General features: G+C 70.6%; 19 protein-coding genes. 10 read left to right on the top strand and 9 right to left on the bottom strand.

Translation table 11 applies throughout. The features are described from left to right. Nucleotides 1-36: 36 nt before the first annotated feature. Together OHT76_RS07050 and OHT76_RS07045 are read left to right on the top strand one after the other, a co-directional pair. Nucleotides 37-792 (top strand): HipA family kinase, encoded by a 756-nt coding sequence (locus tag OHT76_RS07050; RefSeq protein WP_328869889.1) that lies wholly within the window; start codon nt 37-39, stop codon nt 790-792. After that, nucleotides 789-1,205 (top strand): DUF3037 domain-containing protein, encoded by a 417-nt coding sequence (locus OHT76_RS07045; RefSeq protein WP_328869888.1) that lies wholly within the window; start codon nt 789-791, stop codon nt 1,203-1,205. The genes OHT76_RS07050 and OHT76_RS07045 overlap by 4 nt, the downstream gene beginning before the upstream one ends. 1 nt (nt 1,206) lies before the next feature. Here OHT76_RS07045 and OHT76_RS07040 read toward each other — a convergent pair whose 3' ends face one another. Further along, nucleotides 1,207-1,635 carry an excalibur calcium-binding protein gene (locus OHT76_RS07040; RefSeq protein WP_328869887.1) on the bottom strand — a complete coding sequence of 143 codons (429 nt, stop codon included), beginning with the start codon at nt 1,633-1,635 and terminating at the stop codon, nt 1,207-1,209. A gap of 272 nt (nt 1,636-1,907) precedes the next feature. On the opposite strand from OHT76_RS07040, the gene fabG reads away from it, so the two are divergent. The 5 genes from fabG to OHT76_RS07015 all read left to right on the top strand — a co-directional run bounded on the left by fabG (nt 1,908) and on the right by OHT76_RS07015 (nt 6,649). After that, the gene (fabG, locus tag OHT76_RS07035) at nt 1,908-2,669 is read left to right on the top strand and encodes a 3-oxoacyl-ACP reductase FabG (protein WP_328869886.1); all 762 of its coding nucleotides are present in this window, start codon (nt 1,908-1,910) and stop codon (nt 2,667-2,669) included. A gap of 12 nt (nt 2,670-2,681) precedes the next feature. Further along, nucleotides 2,682-3,440 carry an SDR family oxidoreductase gene (locus OHT76_RS07030; protein WP_328869885.1) on the top strand — a complete coding sequence of 253 codons (759 nt, stop codon included), beginning with the start codon at nt 2,682-2,684 and terminating at the stop codon, nt 3,438-3,440. Nucleotides 3,441-3,649: 209 nt separating this feature from the next. Further along, entirely contained in the window at nt 3,650-5,233 is a 1,584-nt protein-coding gene (locus tag OHT76_RS07025) for an ABC transporter substrate-binding protein (RefSeq protein ID WP_328869884.1), read from the top strand. A gap of 95 nt (nt 5,234-5,328) precedes the next feature. Then, complete coding sequence (ung, locus tag OHT76_RS07020; protein ID WP_328869883.1) at nt 5,329-6,012, top strand: uracil-DNA glycosylase; 684 nt, start codon at nt 5,329-5,331, stop codon at nt 6,010-6,012. A 106-nt stretch (nt 6,013-6,118) separates the two neighbouring features. Continuing rightward, the gene (locus OHT76_RS07015; RefSeq protein WP_328869882.1) at nt 6,119-6,649 is read left to right on the top strand and encodes a hypothetical protein; all 531 of its coding nucleotides are present in this window, start codon (nt 6,119-6,121) and stop codon (nt 6,647-6,649) included. Between the two features lie 3 nt (nt 6,650-6,652). On the opposite strand, the gene OHT76_RS07010 is transcribed toward OHT76_RS07015, so the two are convergent. Both OHT76_RS07010 and OHT76_RS07005 read right to left on the bottom strand, forming a co-directional pair. After that, nucleotides 6,653-7,135 (bottom strand): hypothetical protein, encoded by a 483-nt coding sequence (locus OHT76_RS07010; RefSeq protein WP_328869881.1) that lies wholly within the window; start codon nt 7,133-7,135, stop codon nt 6,653-6,655. 112 nt (nt 7,136-7,247) lie between these two features. Continuing rightward, nucleotides 7,248-7,757, bottom strand: coding sequence for a DinB family protein (locus OHT76_RS07005; protein WP_328876470.1), 510 nt, complete (start codon nt 7,755-7,757; stop codon nt 7,248-7,250). A 143-nt stretch (nt 7,758-7,900) separates the two neighbouring features. Between OHT76_RS07005 and OHT76_RS07000 the strand changes: the two genes are divergently transcribed. Continuing rightward, nucleotides 7,901-8,806, top strand: a complete 906-nt coding sequence (locus OHT76_RS07000; RefSeq protein WP_328869880.1) for a Gfo/Idh/MocA family protein — start codon at nt 7,901-7,903, stop codon at nt 8,804-8,806. Here the strand turns inward: OHT76_RS07000 and lnt are convergent. The 4 genes from lnt to OHT76_RS06980 all read right to left on the bottom strand — a co-directional run bounded on the left by lnt (nt 8,730) and on the right by OHT76_RS06980 (nt 12,057). After that, nucleotides 8,730-10,304, bottom strand: coding sequence for an apolipoprotein N-acyltransferase (lnt, locus tag OHT76_RS06995; RefSeq protein ID WP_328869879.1), 1,575 nt, complete (start codon nt 10,302-10,304; stop codon nt 8,730-8,732). The two genes, OHT76_RS07000 and lnt, sit on opposite strands and share 77 nt — an antisense overlap. A gap of 79 nt (nt 10,305-10,383) precedes the next feature. Continuing rightward, on the bottom strand, nt 10,384-10,851 hold the full coding sequence (locus OHT76_RS06990; protein WP_328869878.1) for a nuclear transport factor 2 family protein: 468 nt from the start codon (nt 10,849-10,851) through the stop codon (nt 10,384-10,386). Nucleotides 10,852-10,911: 60 nt separating this feature from the next. Continuing rightward, entirely contained in the window at nt 10,912-11,091 is a 180-nt protein-coding gene (locus tag OHT76_RS06985) for a hypothetical protein (RefSeq protein WP_328869877.1), read from the bottom strand. A gap of 90 nt (nt 11,092-11,181) precedes the next feature. Continuing rightward, on the bottom strand, nt 11,182-12,057 hold the full coding sequence (locus OHT76_RS06980) for an undecaprenyl-diphosphate phosphatase (RefSeq protein ID WP_328869876.1): 876 nt from the start codon (nt 12,055-12,057) through the stop codon (nt 11,182-11,184). A 168-nt stretch (nt 12,058-12,225) separates the two neighbouring features. Between OHT76_RS06980 and OHT76_RS06975 the strand changes: the two genes are divergently transcribed. Beyond that, nucleotides 12,226-13,017: an alpha/beta fold hydrolase gene (locus tag OHT76_RS06975; RefSeq protein ID WP_328869875.1), complete on the top strand. Its 792-nt coding sequence runs from the start codon at nt 12,226-12,228 to the stop codon at nt 13,015-13,017. Here OHT76_RS06975 and OHT76_RS06970 read toward each other — a convergent pair whose 3' ends face one another. Further along, a complete protein-coding gene (locus OHT76_RS06970; protein WP_328869874.1) occupies nt 13,018-13,491 on the bottom strand; it encodes a winged helix-turn-helix transcriptional regulator in 474 nt (157 codons plus the stop codon). Nucleotides 13,492-13,584: 93 nt separating this feature from the next. Between OHT76_RS06970 and OHT76_RS06965 the strand changes: the two genes are divergently transcribed. Beyond that, nucleotides 13,585-14,754, top strand: a complete 1,170-nt coding sequence (locus tag OHT76_RS06965) for a thiolase family protein (protein WP_328869873.1) — start codon at nt 13,585-13,587, stop codon at nt 14,752-14,754. 4 nt (nt 14,755-14,758) lie between these two features. Here OHT76_RS06965 and OHT76_RS06960 read toward each other — a convergent pair whose 3' ends face one another. Beyond that, on the bottom strand, nt 14,759-15,508 hold the full coding sequence (locus tag OHT76_RS06960) for a TVP38/TMEM64 family protein (protein WP_328869872.1): 750 nt from the start codon (nt 15,506-15,508) through the stop codon (nt 14,759-14,761). Nucleotides 15,509-15,549 lie beyond the last annotated feature (41 nt).

Raw genomic sequence — 15,549 nt, 5'->3', positions numbered from 1 at the left:
CGCGTGTGCCGTTCAGAGCGCCAGTAACCTGGGGCGATGCTCAAGGAAGTCATCGCGACCCGGTTCATCACGCCGCTGCGTGAGGGCGGCTCGCTGCCGGGACTCGTCGAGGCCGACGACTTCGGGACGTACGTCATGAAGTTCCGCGGCGCGGGGCAGGGCCGCAAGACGCTGGTCGCCGAGGTGGTGTGCGGGGAACTCGCCCGTCGGCTGGGGTTCCGGATGCCCCGGCTCGTGACGATGGAACTCGACCCGGTGATCGGTCTTGGCGAACCCGATCAGCAGGTGCAGGAGCTGCTCAGGGCCAGCGGCGGCACCAACCTGGGCATGGATTTCCTGTCCGGCGCGCTCGGCTTCGACCCGCTCGCCTTCCCGGTGAGCCCCGCGGAGGCTGGGCGGATCGTCTGGTTCGACGCCCTGGTCAACAACGTCGACCGCTCCTGGCGCAACCCCAACCTGCTGATGTGGCACGGCGAGTTGTGGCTCATCGACCACGGCGCCACCATGATCTGGCAGCACAACTGGCCCGGCGCCGAGGCCTCCGCGGCCCGCCCCTACGACGCCTCCGACCACGCTCTCGCCCCCTTCGGGCCCGATGTGGCCGCGGCCGCGGCCGAGTTGGCGCCCCGTGTCACCGAGGACCTGCTCGCCGAGGTCACCGCCGAGATCCCGGACGCCTGGCTGGCCGACGAACCCGGCTTCGACACCCCGGACGACCTCAGACGGGCCTACGCGCGCCCGCTTCTGGCCCGGGCCGCCGTCATCCACGAGCGAATCGAGGGCACCAAGTGAGCGACGACCGCCACTTCATCAAGGGGGGCCCGACCGAGCGCGAGGTCTTCGAGTACGCCGTCCTGCGCGTCGTGCCTCGCGTGGAGCGCGGCGAGTGCATCAACGCCGGGGTGCTCGTCTACTGCCGCGCGAAGGCGTACGTCGGCGCGCGCACCCATCTCGACGAGAGCCGCCTGCTGGCCCTGGACCCGGAGGTCGACCTGGCCGGGGTACGGGCCGCGCTGGGGGCGGTGGAACGCGTCTGCTCCGGCGGCGAAGCGGCAGGTCAGGCAGGCTCGGACGACGCGGGCCGCCGCTTCCGCTGGCTCATCGCCCCCCGCTCCACGATCGTCCAGCCGGGCCCCGTCCACACCGGCCTCACGACCGACCCGGCAGCCGAGACGCAACGGCTCCTGGACCTGCTCGTACGGTGACTCAGCCGCGGCGCCGCTTCACCACGTAGCCGGCCGCAACGGCACCACCGGCGACGAAGACCAGCCCGGCCGCGGCCTCCCAGCCCCTGAACCCCGAGTCCGCAGCGCCGCCCAGACCGCCACGGACGCCGAGCGTCGGGCTGGCGGTGACGGTGGGGGTGGGCGTGGAGGTGGGCGTGGGCGTGGTGGGCCTGACGGTACTGGTGGCGGTCCCGAGCCGGGGCAGCACCTCGCAGGCGATGCCGTCGTCCGGGCCCTGGTCCTCGTCGAGTCCGTGCGGATCACTGGGGTCGCGGTTGTACTCGGCCTGCGCTTCCTCCTGGGAGGAGAAGTGAATGCAGTCCAGGTCCTGTGCGTGGGCGATATCGGCCAGCGGCACGATCGCGGCTATGGCGATCAGCGTGCCGGCGGCTGCGGTGCGACGGCGCATGGTGCGCCTCCTTTCCGGCCACGGGGTGGCCCTCGGTCGACGCTAGGTCCGGCCCGGCGCGGGGACGCGTGGAGAAGGGCTGATCGGGTGCCCGGCCAGTGGTGGTGCGGGAAGATGACGGCTGCGGGACCAGGTAATGGATCACACGTGGCGGAGTGCCGTTGACACCGCGTGCCAGGGCTTCTAGCGTCACGTCTGCTTAAGGTACTAAGCGGTCGCTCATCGATGAGCGGGCCGTGGAGCCGCACCCCCAAGGGCGAGGAGAAGCAGCCATGTCCACCACCGACCAGCGGGTCGCCGTAGTCACCGGCGCAGCGCGCGGTATCGGCGCCGCCACCGCCGTACGCCTGGCGGCCGAGGGCCGCGCGGTCGCCGTCGTCGACCTCGACGAGGCGGCCTGCAAGGACACCGTGGAGAAGATCACCGCGGCGGGCGGCAAGGCCCTCGCGGTCGGCTGCGACGTCTCCGACGAGGCACAGGTCGAGGCGGCCGTCGCGCGCATCGCCGAGGAGCTCGGCGCGCCGGTGATCCTGGTCAACAACGCGGGCGTGCTGCGCGACAACCTGCTGTTCAAGATGAGCGTCTCCGACTGGGACACCGTCATGAACGTCCACCTGCGCGGCGCCTTCCTGATGTCGAAGGCCTGCCAGAAGTACATGGTGGACGCCAAGTTCGGCCGGATCGTCAACCTCTCCTCGTCCTCCGCCCTCGGCAACCGCGGCCAGGTCAACTACTCCGCCGCCAAGGCCGGTATGCAGGGCTTCACCAAGACCCTCGCCATCGAGCTCGGCAAGTTCGGCGTCACCGCCAACGCCGTCGCCCCCGGCTTCATCGCCACCGACATGACGGCGGCCACCGCCGAGCGCGTCGGCATGGGCTTCGAGGACTTCAAGGCCGCGGCCGCCACCCAGATCCCGGTCCAGCGCGTCGGTTACCCCGAGGACATCGCGGGCGCCATCGCCTTCTTCACGGGCGAGGACGCCGGCTTTGTCTCCGGCCAGGTGCTGTACGTCGCCGGCGGACCGCTCGACTAGGGGATCAGACACATGACATCGGTGGAACTCTCCGGCAAGGTCGCCCTGATCACAGGCGGCAGCCGCGGTATCGGATTCGGCGTCGCCGAGGCGCTCGTCGCGCGCGGCGACCGCGTGGCCATCACCGGCAGGGGCGAGGACGCCCTCAAGGAGGCCGTCGAGCAGCTCGGCTCCGACCGCGCGATCTACATCGCCGGCAAGGCCCATGACGAGGCCCACCAGGCCCTCGCGGTGGAGCGCACCATGGAGGCCTTCGGCCGCGTCGACTTCCTCGTCAACAACGCCGGTACCAACCCGGTGTTCGGGCCGATCGCCGACCTGGACCTGGGTGTCGCCCGCAAGGTGTTCGAGACCAATGTGATCTCGGCGCTCGGCTTCGCGCAGAAGACCTGGCACGCCTGGCAGAAGGACAACGGCGGCGCGATCGTCAACATCGCCTCCGTCGCGGGCATCGCGCCCTCGCCCTTCATCGCCGCCTACGGAGTCAGCAAGGCCGCGCTGATCAACCTGACCCAGCAGCTCGCGCACGAGTTCGCGCCCAAGGTGCGGGTCAACGCCATCGCCCCGGCCGTGGTGAAGACCAAGTTCGCCGAGGCGCTGTACGAGGGCCGGGAGGCGGAGGCGGCCGCCGCATACCCGCTGGGCCGGCTCGGTGTGCCCTCCGACATCGGGGGCGCCGCCGCCTTCCTCACCTCCGAGCAGTCCGACTGGGTCACCGGTCAGACGCTCGTCGTCGACGGCGGCATCTTCCTGAACGCCGGCGTCGGCTGACATACGTCGGGCCCGTGTCTCCCGGCGGGGGCACGGGCCCGAATCTGTACAGAGCCGGTCGACACGTCCCAACCGAATGCATTCACAGACCGTTGACAACGTAGTCAAAGGTTTATCGATCAAGAACCCTTGTGAGACACCGGTTCAATCCGCCAACCTCTGCGGTATGGTCTGCCGACCCTTGGTATGGCAGATCGAGGAGCGTGCGCGTGTTCAACCGGAACCGATGCCTGCGGCAGGTAGCGGCCATCGCGTCCATATCGTCCCTGATGGCTGGATGCGGAATTCTCTCCTCGGACTCCTCGGACGAGGAGGGGCCGATCGTCGTGGGCACCACCAGTGCGCCGAGCACACTGGATCCCGCCGCGTCGTGGGACAGCTCCTGGGAACTGTTCCGCAACATCTACCAGACGTTGCTCAGTTACCCCGCCGGGGCGAGCGTGCCCGAGCCCGACGCGGCCGAGAAGTGCGCTTTCACCGACAACACGAACACGGCCTACCGCTGTGAACTGCGGGAGGGCCTGGAGTTCTCGGACGGCAGCACGCTGGACGCCCAGGCCGTCAAGTACTCGATCGACCGGATCCGGGACATCAACGTCAACGGCGGTCCCGCCGGTCTGCTGGGCAGCCTCGACCGAGTCCAGGCGCTGGGCGACCGTGAGATCGTCTTCCATCTCAACAAGCCGGACGCCACCTTCCCGTTCGTGCTCGCCACGCCCGCCATGTCGATCGTCGACCCGGACAGCTACCCGGCCGACGAGCTGCGCGAGGACGGCCAGGTCGTCGGATCCGGGCCGTACACGCTCCAGGCGTACGAGGACGGCAAGCAGGCCGAGCTGGTCCGCAACGACAGCTACGACGGGTACGCGGAGCGCAAGAACGGCGCCGTGACCATCCGCTACTTCCAGGACTCCGGCGACATGATCGGCGCCCTGCGCGAGCACGAGCTCGACGTCGCCTTCCGCGGTATCGCCGCCGACGACATCATCGAGCTCCAGACGCACGAGGCGCAGAAGGACTTCCAGGTCGTCGAGAGCGTCAGCACCTCCATCAGCTACCTGGTGTTCAACCCGAAGGACCCGTGGGCCGCGAAGCCCGCCGTCCGCAAGGCCGTCGCCCAGGTCCTGGACCGCCCGGCCATCGCGCACAAGGTCTACAAGGACACCGTGGAGCCGCTGTACTCCATGGTCCCCAAGGGCCTGACCGGACACACCACCGGCTTCTTCGACGACTACGGCCAGCCCAGCACCTCCAAGGCCGGCCAGATCCTCTCCGAGGACGGCATCACCGACCCGGTGCCGCTCGAGCTCTGGTACACCACCGACCGCTACGGCTCGGAGACCAAGGCGGAGTTCGAGGAGATCAAGAAGCAGCTCGAGGCGTCCGGCCTGTTCGAGATCACCCTCAAGAGCCGCCCCTGGAAGACGTACGTCACGGGCTACCAGAAGGGCGAGTACCCGGTGTTCGGCCGCGGTTGGTCCCCCGACTTCCCCGACGCCGACAACTTCATCGCCCCCTTTGTCGGCGACCAGAACGCCCTCGGTACGCCCTACCCGGCCCCCGAGATCACCGGCGAACTGCTGCCGCGCTCGCGCCAGGAGAGTGACCGCGCCAACGTGGAGAAGGAGTTCGAGGAGGCTCAGAAGATCCTCGTCGACGACGCCCGGCTGATTCCGCTGTGGCAGGGGCGGCAGTACGTGGCGGCCAACAACGACATCTCCGGTGCGGAGCGGGCGCTGGACCCGTCGACGATCATGATGATGGGCTCGCTGTACCGCAAGACCAGCTGGTAGGGCCGTCGGCGGGGCGCGTTGTCAGTGGTCGCCGGTAGGTTCTGTGGTCAGGAAGCGACGCACGTCGTAGTGACCGCACACCGAAGGAAGTTGACGTGACCGACATCGCCATGCTGCCCGAGTCCTGGCGCGGGGTTCTGGGCGACGAACTGCAGCAGCCCTACTTCAAGGAGCTGACGGAGTTCGTCGAGGACGAGCGAGCGAAGGGTCCCGTCTACCCTCCGCGCGAGGAGGTCTTCGCCGCGCTGGACGCGACGCCCTTCGACAAGGTGAAGGTCCTGATCCTCGGTCAGGACCCGTACCACGGCGAGGGGCAGGGCCACGGCCTGTGCTTCTCGGTCCGGCCCGGTGTGAAGACCCCGCCGTCGCTGCGCAACATCTACAAGGAGATGGAGCAGGAGCTGGGCCTGCCCATCCCGGACAACGGCTATCTGATGCCCTGGGCCCAGCAGGGCGTCCTGCTGCTCAACGCGGTCCTCACGGTCCGTGCCGGTGAGGCCAACTCCCACAAGGGCAAGGGCTGGGAGAAGTTCACCGACGCGGTGATCCGCGCGGTGGCCGGTCGGCCCGACCCGGCGGTGTTCGTGCTGTGGGGCAACTACGCGCAGAAGAAGCTCCCGCTGATCGACGAGTCGCGGCATGTGGTGGTCAAGGGCGCGCACCCCTCGCCGCTGTCGGCGAAGAAGTTCTTCGGCTCCCGTCCGTTCACGCAGATCGACGAGGCGGTCGCGGCGCAGGGCCACGAGCCGATCGACTGGCGGCTGCCGAACCTGGGCTGACCTGGTGCGGGGCCGCTCCCTCGGGTCGGCCCCGCCTCGCCGGGATTGTCGGTGGCTGCGGTTAGCGTCGGGGGCGACCAGGGCCGGTGAGGGTGTGGAGGACGCGGTGGCGGAGCGACAGGAGCGGACGGCGCCGGATGCCGTGATGACACGGATCGGGCAGGTCGTCATGTTGCATCACGCGGGGGACCGCGAGGAGGCCCGGCACCGCTTTCTCGACCTGTGGGCCGAGATCGGCGAGGACGGTGACCCGCTCCACCGCTGCACCCTGGCCCACTACCTGGCCGACACCCAGGACGAGCCGGTCGACGAACTCGCCTGGGACCTCAGGGCGTTGACGGCGGCGGAGGAGCTGACCGACGACCGCCTCGCCGAACACGAGGGTGCGCTCGCGGTACGGGCGCTGTATCCCTCGCTGCATCTGAACCTGGCCGCGGATTATGTGAAGCTGGGCCGCTCGGAGGCGGCACGGACACATCTGCGGAGGGCTCGTACGGCGGCCGACGCGCTCGCCGAGGACAGTTACGGGGACGGGGTGCGGGCGGCGATCAGCCGGCTGGAGCTGCGGCTGGGGGAGAGGGACTCGGGGGAGGGGGACTCCTCCGGTGGGTGGGGGCCGCCGAGACAGCGGCCCTGACGGTCAACGCCCGTACGTCTGCTCGCAGATCCTCGCCTCCGGGCTGTCCCCCCGCCAGCCGCCGTACTTCTTGCCCAGGGCGCAGACGTCCGCGTTCTCGCGCACCGACTCCGTGACGTCCGGGAGCTCGACCCGGGGGCGCTGTTTCGCGGGGCGTTCGGGGCGCGGGTGTGCCGGGCGGGGGTGACTGCGTGGGGTGGGCGGCTGGGCGGGCGGGGCCGCCGGTGCCGGGGCCGACTGAGTGGGTCGCTGGGGCGCCGGTGGTTTGTGTTCCGGGCGGCGGGGTGGGCCGATGAGTTCCAGCGCCTCCTGGGCCGGCGCCTGCACGATCTGCGGCGCCGCCCGGCCGTCCGACCGGGGCGCGGACGGCTGGGCGGGCGCCCGGACCGGCCCCGGCGCGGGCGGGCGCTGGATCGTCACACAGCCCGCGAGGGCCGAGACAGCCACGGTGACCAGGAGCGTTGCGGTGGTCGTCGTTCGATGCACTCGGGCAACTCTGCTGCTTCAGGGCCCCTTCGGGACAGCGGACAAGCGCAGGATGCCCCGCAAGGGTGATCTCCGCCCCCGTACGGAGGCCGGGTGCCCGCCGAGGGTGACGTCAGTCGCCGATGGACCCGTCGACGCGCTCGCGCAGCAGGTCGGCATGGCCGTTGTGGCGGGCGTACTCCTCGATCATGTGCGTATAGATCCAGCGCACGTTGAAGACTTCGCCGGATCGGCTGGTGCCCTTGGAGAGGTCGTCCAGGCCGAGCCCCGCGGTGTTGCGGCGGGCCCTTTCTATCTCGGCCTGCCAGGTGGTGTGCGCCTCTTCCCAGGTGTCCGTGTCGGAGAAGTGGAAGTCGGCGTCCGGGTCCTCCTCGCAGGAGTAGAGCACCCCGAGGTCCTCGTCGAGGAGCACCTCGTGGAACCAGTAGCGCTCCACCTCCGCCAGGTGCCGCACCAGCCCCAGCAGGGTCAGCTCGGAAGGCGCCACGGAGGCGGTCCTGAGCTGGGTGTCGGTCAGGCCCTCGCACTTCCACGCGAGGGTCTGCCGGTGGTAGTCGAGCCAGCCCTCCAGCATGGTGCGCTCGTCGGCGTTGAGGGCGGGTTCACGGCGCTCAATGGTCATGGACGCATCCTGGCCCAACTCGCCCGGCCCCACCAGCGGTTTTGCGAGGGTCCGCAGATCCCGGGCCGCTCCCTCGCCGGCGGCCTCGGCGGCGGCCGTATGCTTCGGTCGTGTCACACCCAGGCACACCGTAGGGAGCAACAGTGAAGGTCGGCTGCATCGGACTCGGCGATATCGCGCAGAAGGCCTACCTGCCCGTGCTCGGCCGGCAGCCCGGCCTCGAGCTGCATCTGCAGACCCGCACGCCCGCCACCCTCCACCGGGTCGCCGACACCCTCCGCCTCCCGGCGGAGCAGCGCCACACCGACCTCGACTCCCTCCTCGCCCAAGGCCTCGACGCGGCCTTCGTGCACGCGCCCACCGTCGTCCACCCGGAGATCGTGACGCGGCTGCTGCAGGCGGGCGTGCCGACGTATGTCGACAAGCCGCTGGCGTACGAACTCGCCGAGTCCGAGCGGCTGGTGGAGCTCGCCGAGGAGCGCGGGACGAGCCTCGCCGTCGGCTTCAACCGGCGCTACGCCCCCGGGTACGCGCAGTGCGCCGACCATCCGCGCGAGCTGATCCTCATGCAGAAGAACCGGATCGGGCTCCCGGAGGAGCCGCGCACGATGATCCTGGACGACTTCATCCATGTCGTGGACACGCTGCGGTTCCTGGTGCCGGGGCCGGTCGACGACGTGACCGTGCGGGCCCGCACCGAGGGCGGTCTGCTGCACCATGTCGTGCTGCAGCTCGCCGGTGACGGGTTCACCGCCCTCGGGGTGATGAACCGGCTCAGCGGTTCGGCCGAGGAGATCCTCGAGGTGTCCGGCCAGGACACCAAGCGTCAGGTGCTCAACCTCGCCGAGGTGATCGACCACAAGGGGCAGCCGACCGTGCGCCGGCGCGGTGACTGGGTGCCCGTGGCCCGGCAGCGCGGGATCGAGCAGGCCGTGCTGGCGTTTCTGGACGCGGTGCGCGCGGGCAAGGTGCTCAGCGCCCGGGACGCGCTGGCGACTCATGAGTTGTGCGAGCGAGTGGTACGCGCGGTCCAGGAGCGGGCCGCCTGACCCTGAGGGTCCGTACGCCCTCGCCCACACACCAGGCGGCCATGATCAGCAGCGCCGCCTGCACCGGCCAGTCGCCGAACCGGACGTAGGGCGTGGTGCCCTGGGCGAGCGGTACGTCGTACACCCGCGCCGTGCTCGTGCTGGTACTGAGCCAGGAGCCGACGCGCTGACCGCTCGGGTCGTACACGGCGGACACGCCCGTCAGCGTCGCGTGCACCATCGGGCGGCCGGTCTCCGCGGCGCGCAGGGCGGCGAGCGAGGCGTGCTGTTCGGGGGCCCAGCTCTGCTGGAAGGTCGAGGTCGCCGACTGGGCGATGAGCACCTCGGCGCCGTCCTCGGCGAGATGGCGGCTCATGTCGGGGAACGCCGACTCGAAGCAGACCATGGGGCCTACCCGGAGGCCGTTTCCGACCTGCATCACGACCTGTTCGGAGCCGCGCCGCCGGTCCTCGCCGGCCGCCTCGCCGACCGAGGTCGCCCAGCCGAGCAGGGAGCGGGCCGGGATGTACTCGCCGAAGGGGACGAGCCGCATCTTGTCGTAGCGGGCGCCGGTCAGGCCGTCGGGGCCGACCAGGACCGAACTCTTGTAGATGCCGGGCTTGTCGGCGCGCCGGGCGTCGACGTTGACGAGTATGCCGGCGCCGGTCTCGCGCGAGAGCGCGGCGAGCCGCGTAGCCAGGTCGGGGCGGCGCGTCAGGTCGAAGCTGACACTGCTCTCGCCCCAGGCGATCAGGTCCAGGTCCTGGCCGATGAGTTCGCGGGTGAGCCGCTCCTCCGCGGCGAAGCGCCGGTCGCCGCTGCCGGCGCCCTGGATGACGCCCGGCTGGACCACGGCGATACGGGTCCGCCCCTCGGTGTCCGGACGAGGGGACCAGACCCAGGCCGCGGAGGTGACGGTGGCCGTGGCGACCAGCCCGGCCACGGCGGGCACGCGGGCGCTGCGGATCGAGGCGAGCGTGGCGACCGCGACGTTGAGCGCCACCGCCAGGAAGCTGAGCAGCCAGACCCCGCCGACCGAGGCGAGCCTCAGCGCCGCCTCCACCGGCCACTGGCTGGCGCCGAGCATCCCCCAGGGGCCGCCGAGCCCCTCCCAGGAGCGGACCAGCTCCACCAGCAGCCAGCCCGACGGCAGGACCGCGAGGGCGGCAGCGATCCGTGCCGGCCCGGGGGTCCCGGCGAGGAAGTGGCGCACCAGCCATCCCCACGGGGCCCACAGGGCACCGAGCAGCGCCGCGAGGACGAAGGTGAAGACATGCAGGTTCGGCAGCAGCCAGTGGTGCATGGCCAGCATGAACCCGAAGCCGCCGCACCAGCCGTCGTACAGCGCCCGGCGTCCGGTCGGGGCGGTCCTCAGCAGGAGGATCCAGGGGACCAGGGCGACGTAGGCGAACCACCACAGGGAGGGGGCCGGGAAGGCGAGCACGGGCAGGGCCCCGGCCAGTGCGGCGACGAGTGAACGCCGCCACGGGGTGACGAGCCAGTGGCCGAACCTCTGCATGCGGCGCCTCCCTGCCCCGTGGTCCCTCCAGTGTGCGCGCTGAGATCGACACGGCAACAGAGCGCCCGTACCGAATTGATCATCGTGTCGCGGGCAGTCGCCGCCACTTCTCCCGTACGACGACCTGGTCGAGCCTCCAGCCGTCATTCGTGCGGGTCAGACCGAAGGTGTAGCGGCCGCCGCAGACGAAGTCGGGGGTGGTCGAACCCTCGTCTTCGCGGGCCAGGCGCATCGGGTTGACGTAGTCCGCCTGGACGTGGGCGGTGTCGCCGGTGTCCTGGTCCAGGGTCCCGAAGCGCAGGCGGCGGTTGACGATGAGGTGCTGGCGCATCGGGAACAGCCGCATGCTCTCGGCGAGCCAGTCGGCGACCTGCCGGGCGTCGCCCTCGATGCCGCCCGCCGAACGGTAGTCGGCGCGCCCGTCGGGGGCGAACAGCCCGCGGTACGCCTCCCAGTCACCGTCGTCGACCGCCACCGCGTACTCGGTGATCAGACCGTCGACGGCCAGCCGGTCCATCACGGTCGCGAGCTCCACACGCTGCGTCATCGGCTCAGTGTTGGGCATGGGGCGAACGACGCCAAGAGGCGTGCGGTGACATCCGTCGTCCTAGGCCGCCTCGATGACCTCACTGCGGATCGCGGCCGCCCATTCGACCACCAACAGTTCGTACTCCGCACGCTCTTGCGTCGACAGGGTGCCGCCCGCGCGCACCCACAGGGCGCGGATCTGCTCGTTCACCTCGGCGGCAGAGCGCACGGAACCACGGGCTAAGGAATCGGGGGCCATGGCGCCAAGCCTAGGGGCAAGAACTGACACTGCGCTACCGAACGGCTACGCATCCCGTATGTGATGGGTCACGGATTTTCCGGGCCGTTGTCAGTGCGCGGACTCGCCCGCGTCCGGGCTGAGCGCACCGGTGGCCACCAGCACGATGATCAGGATGCCGAGGGCGATGCGGTACCAGACGAACGGCATGAAGCTCTTGGTCGAGATGAACTTCATGAACCACGCGATGACGGCATATCCGGTCACGAAGGCGATGGCCGTCGCGAAGGCCGTCGGGCCCCAGGAGACATGGCCACCCTCCATCGCGTCCTTGAGTTCGAACAGGCCGGAGGCGAGGACCGCGGGGATCGCGAGGAGGAAGGAGTAACGGGCCGCCGACTCGCGGCTGTAGCCCATGAACAGGCCGCCGCTGATGGTGGCGCCGGAGCGGGAGACGCCAGGGACCAGGGCCGCGGACTGGCAGAGGCCGAAGATCAGGCCGTCGCGGACGTTGAGGTCCTGAAGTTCCTTGCGCTGCTTGGCCGCACGGTGCCGGCCGCCGCTCTCGTCGCGGGCCGCCAGGCGGTCGGCGACGCCGATGATGATGCCGACCACGATCAGCATGGTCGCGGTGATGCGCAGATCGCGGAAGGGGCCCTCGATCTGGTCCTTCAGCGTCACTCCCAGGACACCGATCGGGATCGAGCCCACGATCACCAGCCAGCCCATCTGGGCATCGTGGTCGCGGCGCATCGCCTTGTTCGTGAGCGATTTGGACCACGCCAGGATGATCCGCCCGATGTCCTTGCGGAAGTAGATCAGCACGGCCGCTTCCGTGCCGATCTGGGTGATCGCGGTGAAGGCCGCGCCCGGGTCCTCCCAGCCGGAGAACGCCGCGGTCAGCCGCAGATGCGCGCTGGAGGACACGGGGAGGAACTCGGTCAGCCCCTGGACGAGTCCGAGGATGAGGGATTCAAACCAAGACATGAAGTTACGACGTCCAAGTGCTGGTGGTGTAGGCGCGAACGGGCACACCGAGCCGCCGGGGCACGGTGATCACAGTGGTCGAGTGGCAGCGTAGCGCCCCTCGACGACAGCCATGGCACAGGGGTTTGGCAGTGAGCGCCCCACCTCGCCCATGGCTAGCCTGGATTCATGGCTACCGTGCGGGTCAGCGGCGTGGACGTTGTCTACGCGCGCGTGGGCGACCACCCGGGGCCGCCCCTGGTCCTGGTGCACGGGGCCGGTCTGGACGGCCGGATGTGGCAGCCGCAGATCGAGGCGCTGGCCGACGACTTCACGGTCGTCGCCTGGGACGAGCCGGGCGCGGGCCGGTCGTCGGATGTGCCCGCCGGGTTCGGCCTCGCCGACTACGCCCGCTGTCTGGCCGCCGTCATCGAGGACCTGGCGCTCGGCCCGGCCCATGTCGCCGGGCTCTCCTGGGGCGGCACCGTCGTGCTGGAGCTGTACCGGCACCGCCCGGAGCTGGTCAGGACGCTGCTCCTGGTCGACACCTACGCCGGCTGGAAGGGCTCGCTGCCGGCCGACGAGGTGGCCGCGCGGGTCGTGGGCGCCGAGCGGATGCTCGCGGCGCCGACGTTCGACCCGACGCTGCCGGGGCTGTTCGCCGGAGGCGCTCCGCCCGCCGAGTTCGCGGCCCTGTTCGACGCGATGCAGCGCGAGGTGCGCCCGCAGACCATGGGGCCGCAGCTCTACATGATGGCCGAGGCCGACCTCCGCGAGGTGTTGCCCGCCATCGCGGTGCCGACGCTGCTCCTGTGGGGCGAGGCCGACGTACGGTCGCCGCTGGGCGTGGCCCGGGACTTCGCGGCGGAGATCGCGGACGCACGGTTGGTGGTGCTGCCGGGCGCCGGGCACATGAGTAATCTGGACGACCCGGACGGCTTCACGCGGGCGGTACGCGCCTTCTGTCGCGCGCACGCGTGATCAGGCCGCCGTTGTCGGTCCCTTCACCGTCCAGCCCTCGGCCTGCGGATGGGCGCTGAGGTCCTCGTGGCGCACCGCGTCGCCGCAGACCGAGCAGGTGACGACCGGGAGCAGTTCATTGCCGCAGGCGTGCTCGATCACCATCGGCCGGTTCTCGTCCCCGCGCAGATGCCGGTCGCCCCACGCCATGAGGGTCATCAGCACCGGCTCCAGCTCCAGGCCCGCCTGGGTGGGCCGGTACTCGAACCGCTGCGGGCGTTCGCTGTAGGCCCGCTTGGTCAGGATCCCGGCGTCGACGAGGCGGCGCAGCCGGGTGGCCAGGATGTCGCGGGGGGCGCCGATATTGCGCACCAGCTGGTCGAAGCGGCCGTTGCCGAGACAGACCTCCCGCAGGACCAGGAAGGAGTACTTCTCGCCGACCAGGGCCAGGGCGTCGGCGATGGAGCAGGGGCGCGGGTCTTTCGGGGCGGGCATGACGCTCAGTCTAGGGGAGGGTTTGAATTTCCAACTCGCGGGGCTATGGTGAGTTTGGATTTCCTACTGACCGGTAGCCGCGGAGGCCGCACCATGCGTGACGCAGTGATCGTCGAAGCCGTACGCACCCCCATAGGCAAGGGCAAGCCGGGCGGCGCCCTCGCCCACGTCCACCCCGTCGAGCTCCTCGCCCACACCCTGCGCACCCTCGTCGAGCGCTCCGGCGTCGACCCGGCGCTGATCGACGACGTGATCGGCGGCACCGTCGACCAGGTCGGCGAGCAGGCCATGAACACCACCCGCTACGCCGCCCTGTCGGCCGGATTCCCCGAGTCGGTGCCGGCGACCACCGTGGACCGCCAGTGCGGCTCCTCCCAGCAGGCCGTGCACTTCGCCGCGCAGGGCGTCATCGCCGGCGCCTACGACCTGGTGGTGGCCTGCGGAGTGGAGTCCATGAGCCGGGTGCCGATGTGGTCCAACGTGCCGCCCGGCAAGGACCCCTTCGGCCCGGGCGTCGCCGAGCGCTACCCCGAGGGCTTGGTCCCGCAGGGCATCAGCGCCGAGCTCATCGCCGCCAAGTGGTCGATCACCCGAGACCAGATGGACGCCTTCGCGGTCTCCTCGCACCGGAAGGCCGACCGCGCCTGGTCCGCCGGCCTCTTCGACGCCGAGGTCGCGCCCCTGGACGGGGTCGCCCGCGACGAGTGCGTACGACCCAACAGCTCCACCGAGGTCCTCGCCGGTCTCAAGCCCGCCTACCACGACCCCGCTTTCGCCGAGCGCTTCCCGCAGATCGAGTGGAACGTCACCGCGGGCAACGCCAGCCCGGTCAACGACGGCGCCTCGGCCGTACTCATCACCTCCAGCGAGACGGCGGCCCGGCTCGGCCTGCGCCCGCTGGCCCGGCTGCACAGCTTCGCCGTCACCGGCTCCGATCCGCTGCTGATGCTCACGGGAGTCGTCCCGGCCACGGAGAAGGTGCTGCGCAGGGCCTCGCTCACCCTCGACGACATCGACCTCTTCGAGGTCAACGAGGCCTTCTCCAGCGTCGTCCTGGCCTGGCGGCAGGAGACCGGCGCCGACCTGGCGAAGGTGAACGTCAACGGCGGCGCCATCGCGCTCGGCCACCCGCTCGGCGCCAGCGGAACCCGCCTGACCACGACCCTGGTCCACGCGATGCGCGAGCGCGGCGCCCGCTACGGCCTGCAGACGATGTGCGAGGCGGGCGGCCTCGCCAACGCGATGATCCTGGAAGCGGTGTAACGGCTCAGTTGCCGCGCAGGTGGTGGCGCTTGCGCCAGGCCACCACCACACCCGCGAGAGCGGGTACGGCGATACAGGCCAGCGCGATCAGGAAGGCCGGCGACGTCGGCGCCGAGGCACGCGCGCCGGCCACGACATAGGCGGCGGTGTTCGGGATCGAGCCGAGTGCCGTCGCCAGCAGGAACGGCACATAGCCCATGCGGGAGACGGCGGCGCAATAGTTCGCCGCCCAGAACGGCACCCCGGGGAAGAGCCGCACCGCCAGCATCGAGCGGAAGCCGTGCCGGGAGAGCTGCCCGTCCGCCGCCTTCAGCCAGCGCCCCCGCAGCAGCGGGCGCAACGCCTGCTGCCCGAGGATCCGGCCGAGCCCGAAGGCCAGCCCCGCCCCGAGCACCGTCCCCGCCAGGGAGGCGGCGAGGCCCAGCTGGGATCCGAACAGCGCACCCGCCCCGAGATTGAGCAGCGGCCGCGGCACGAACGCCACCGTGCACAGCCCGTACGCCACCGCGAACACCACCGTCGCCGCGGCGCCGCTCACCTGCGGTGGCCAGCCGTCCGACAGCAGCCGCTGCGGTTCGAAGAGCAGCACGGCGGCCCCGGCCGAGACGAGCAGGGCGACCAGCAGGGACAGCCGCGACCACGGCGAGAGCAGTGCTCTCGTACAGCGCGCGGCGAAGCCCATGGGCACGGGTACGGGGACGGAAACAGCGAGTTCCGTGGCGGTGCCCCCAGAGCGGGTGGTGGCATCGAGCATCCGGTGACACTAACCGACCAATGTGTGTGATCGCCGTATGG

Origin of the sequence: Streptomyces sp. NBC_00287 (assembly GCF_036173105.1) — a bacterium.
GTDB lineage: Bacteria > Actinomycetota > Actinomycetes > Streptomycetales > Streptomycetaceae > Streptomyces.
The sequence above is the reverse complement of the archived record's forward strand: the minus strand, read 5'-3'. Positions and strand labels throughout refer to the sequence as shown.

Excerpts from the sequence above, each read along its gene's own strand:
- OHT76_RS06965 (WP_328869873.1), top strand. The coding sequence starts at position 13,585 with ATGCGTGACGCAGTGATCGTCGAAGCCGTACGCACCCCCATAGGCAAG.
- OHT76_RS07050 (WP_328869889.1), top strand. The coding sequence starts at position 37 with ATGCTCAAGGAAGTCATCGCGACCCGGTTCATCACGCCGCTGCGTGAG.
- OHT76_RS06980 (WP_328869876.1), bottom strand. The coding sequence starts at position 12,057 with ATGTCTTGGTTTGAATCCCTCATCCTCGGACTCGTCCAGGGGCTGACC.
- OHT76_RS06970 (WP_328869874.1), bottom strand. The coding sequence starts at position 13,491 with ATGCCCGCCCCGAAAGACCCGCGCCCCTGCTCCATCGCCGACGCCCTG.
- OHT76_RS06960 (WP_328869872.1), bottom strand. The coding sequence starts at position 15,508 with ATGCTCGATGCCACCACCCGCTCTGGGGGCACCGCCACGGAACTCGCT.
- fabG (WP_328869886.1), top strand. The coding sequence starts at position 1,908 with ATGTCCACCACCGACCAGCGGGTCGCCGTAGTCACCGGCGCAGCGCGC.
- OHT76_RS07040 (WP_328869887.1), bottom strand. The coding sequence starts at position 1,635 with ATGCGCCGTCGCACCGCAGCCGCCGGCACGCTGATCGCCATAGCCGCG.
- OHT76_RS07005 (WP_328876470.1), bottom strand. The coding sequence starts at position 7,757 with ATGACCATTGAGCGCCGTGAACCCGCCCTCAACGCCGACGAGCGCACC.
- OHT76_RS07030 (WP_328869885.1), top strand. The coding sequence starts at position 2,682 with ATGACATCGGTGGAACTCTCCGGCAAGGTCGCCCTGATCACAGGCGGC.
- lnt (WP_328869879.1), bottom strand. The coding sequence starts at position 10,304 with ATGCAGAGGTTCGGCCACTGGCTCGTCACCCCGTGGCGGCGTTCACTC.
- OHT76_RS06975 (WP_328869875.1), top strand. The coding sequence starts at position 12,226 with ATGGCTACCGTGCGGGTCAGCGGCGTGGACGTTGTCTACGCGCGCGTG.
- OHT76_RS06985 (WP_328869877.1), bottom strand. The coding sequence starts at position 11,091 with ATGGCCCCCGATTCCTTAGCCCGTGGTTCCGTGCGCTCTGCCGCCGAG.
- OHT76_RS06990 (WP_328869878.1), bottom strand. The coding sequence starts at position 10,851 with ATGACGCAGCGTGTGGAGCTCGCGACCGTGATGGACCGGCTGGCCGTC.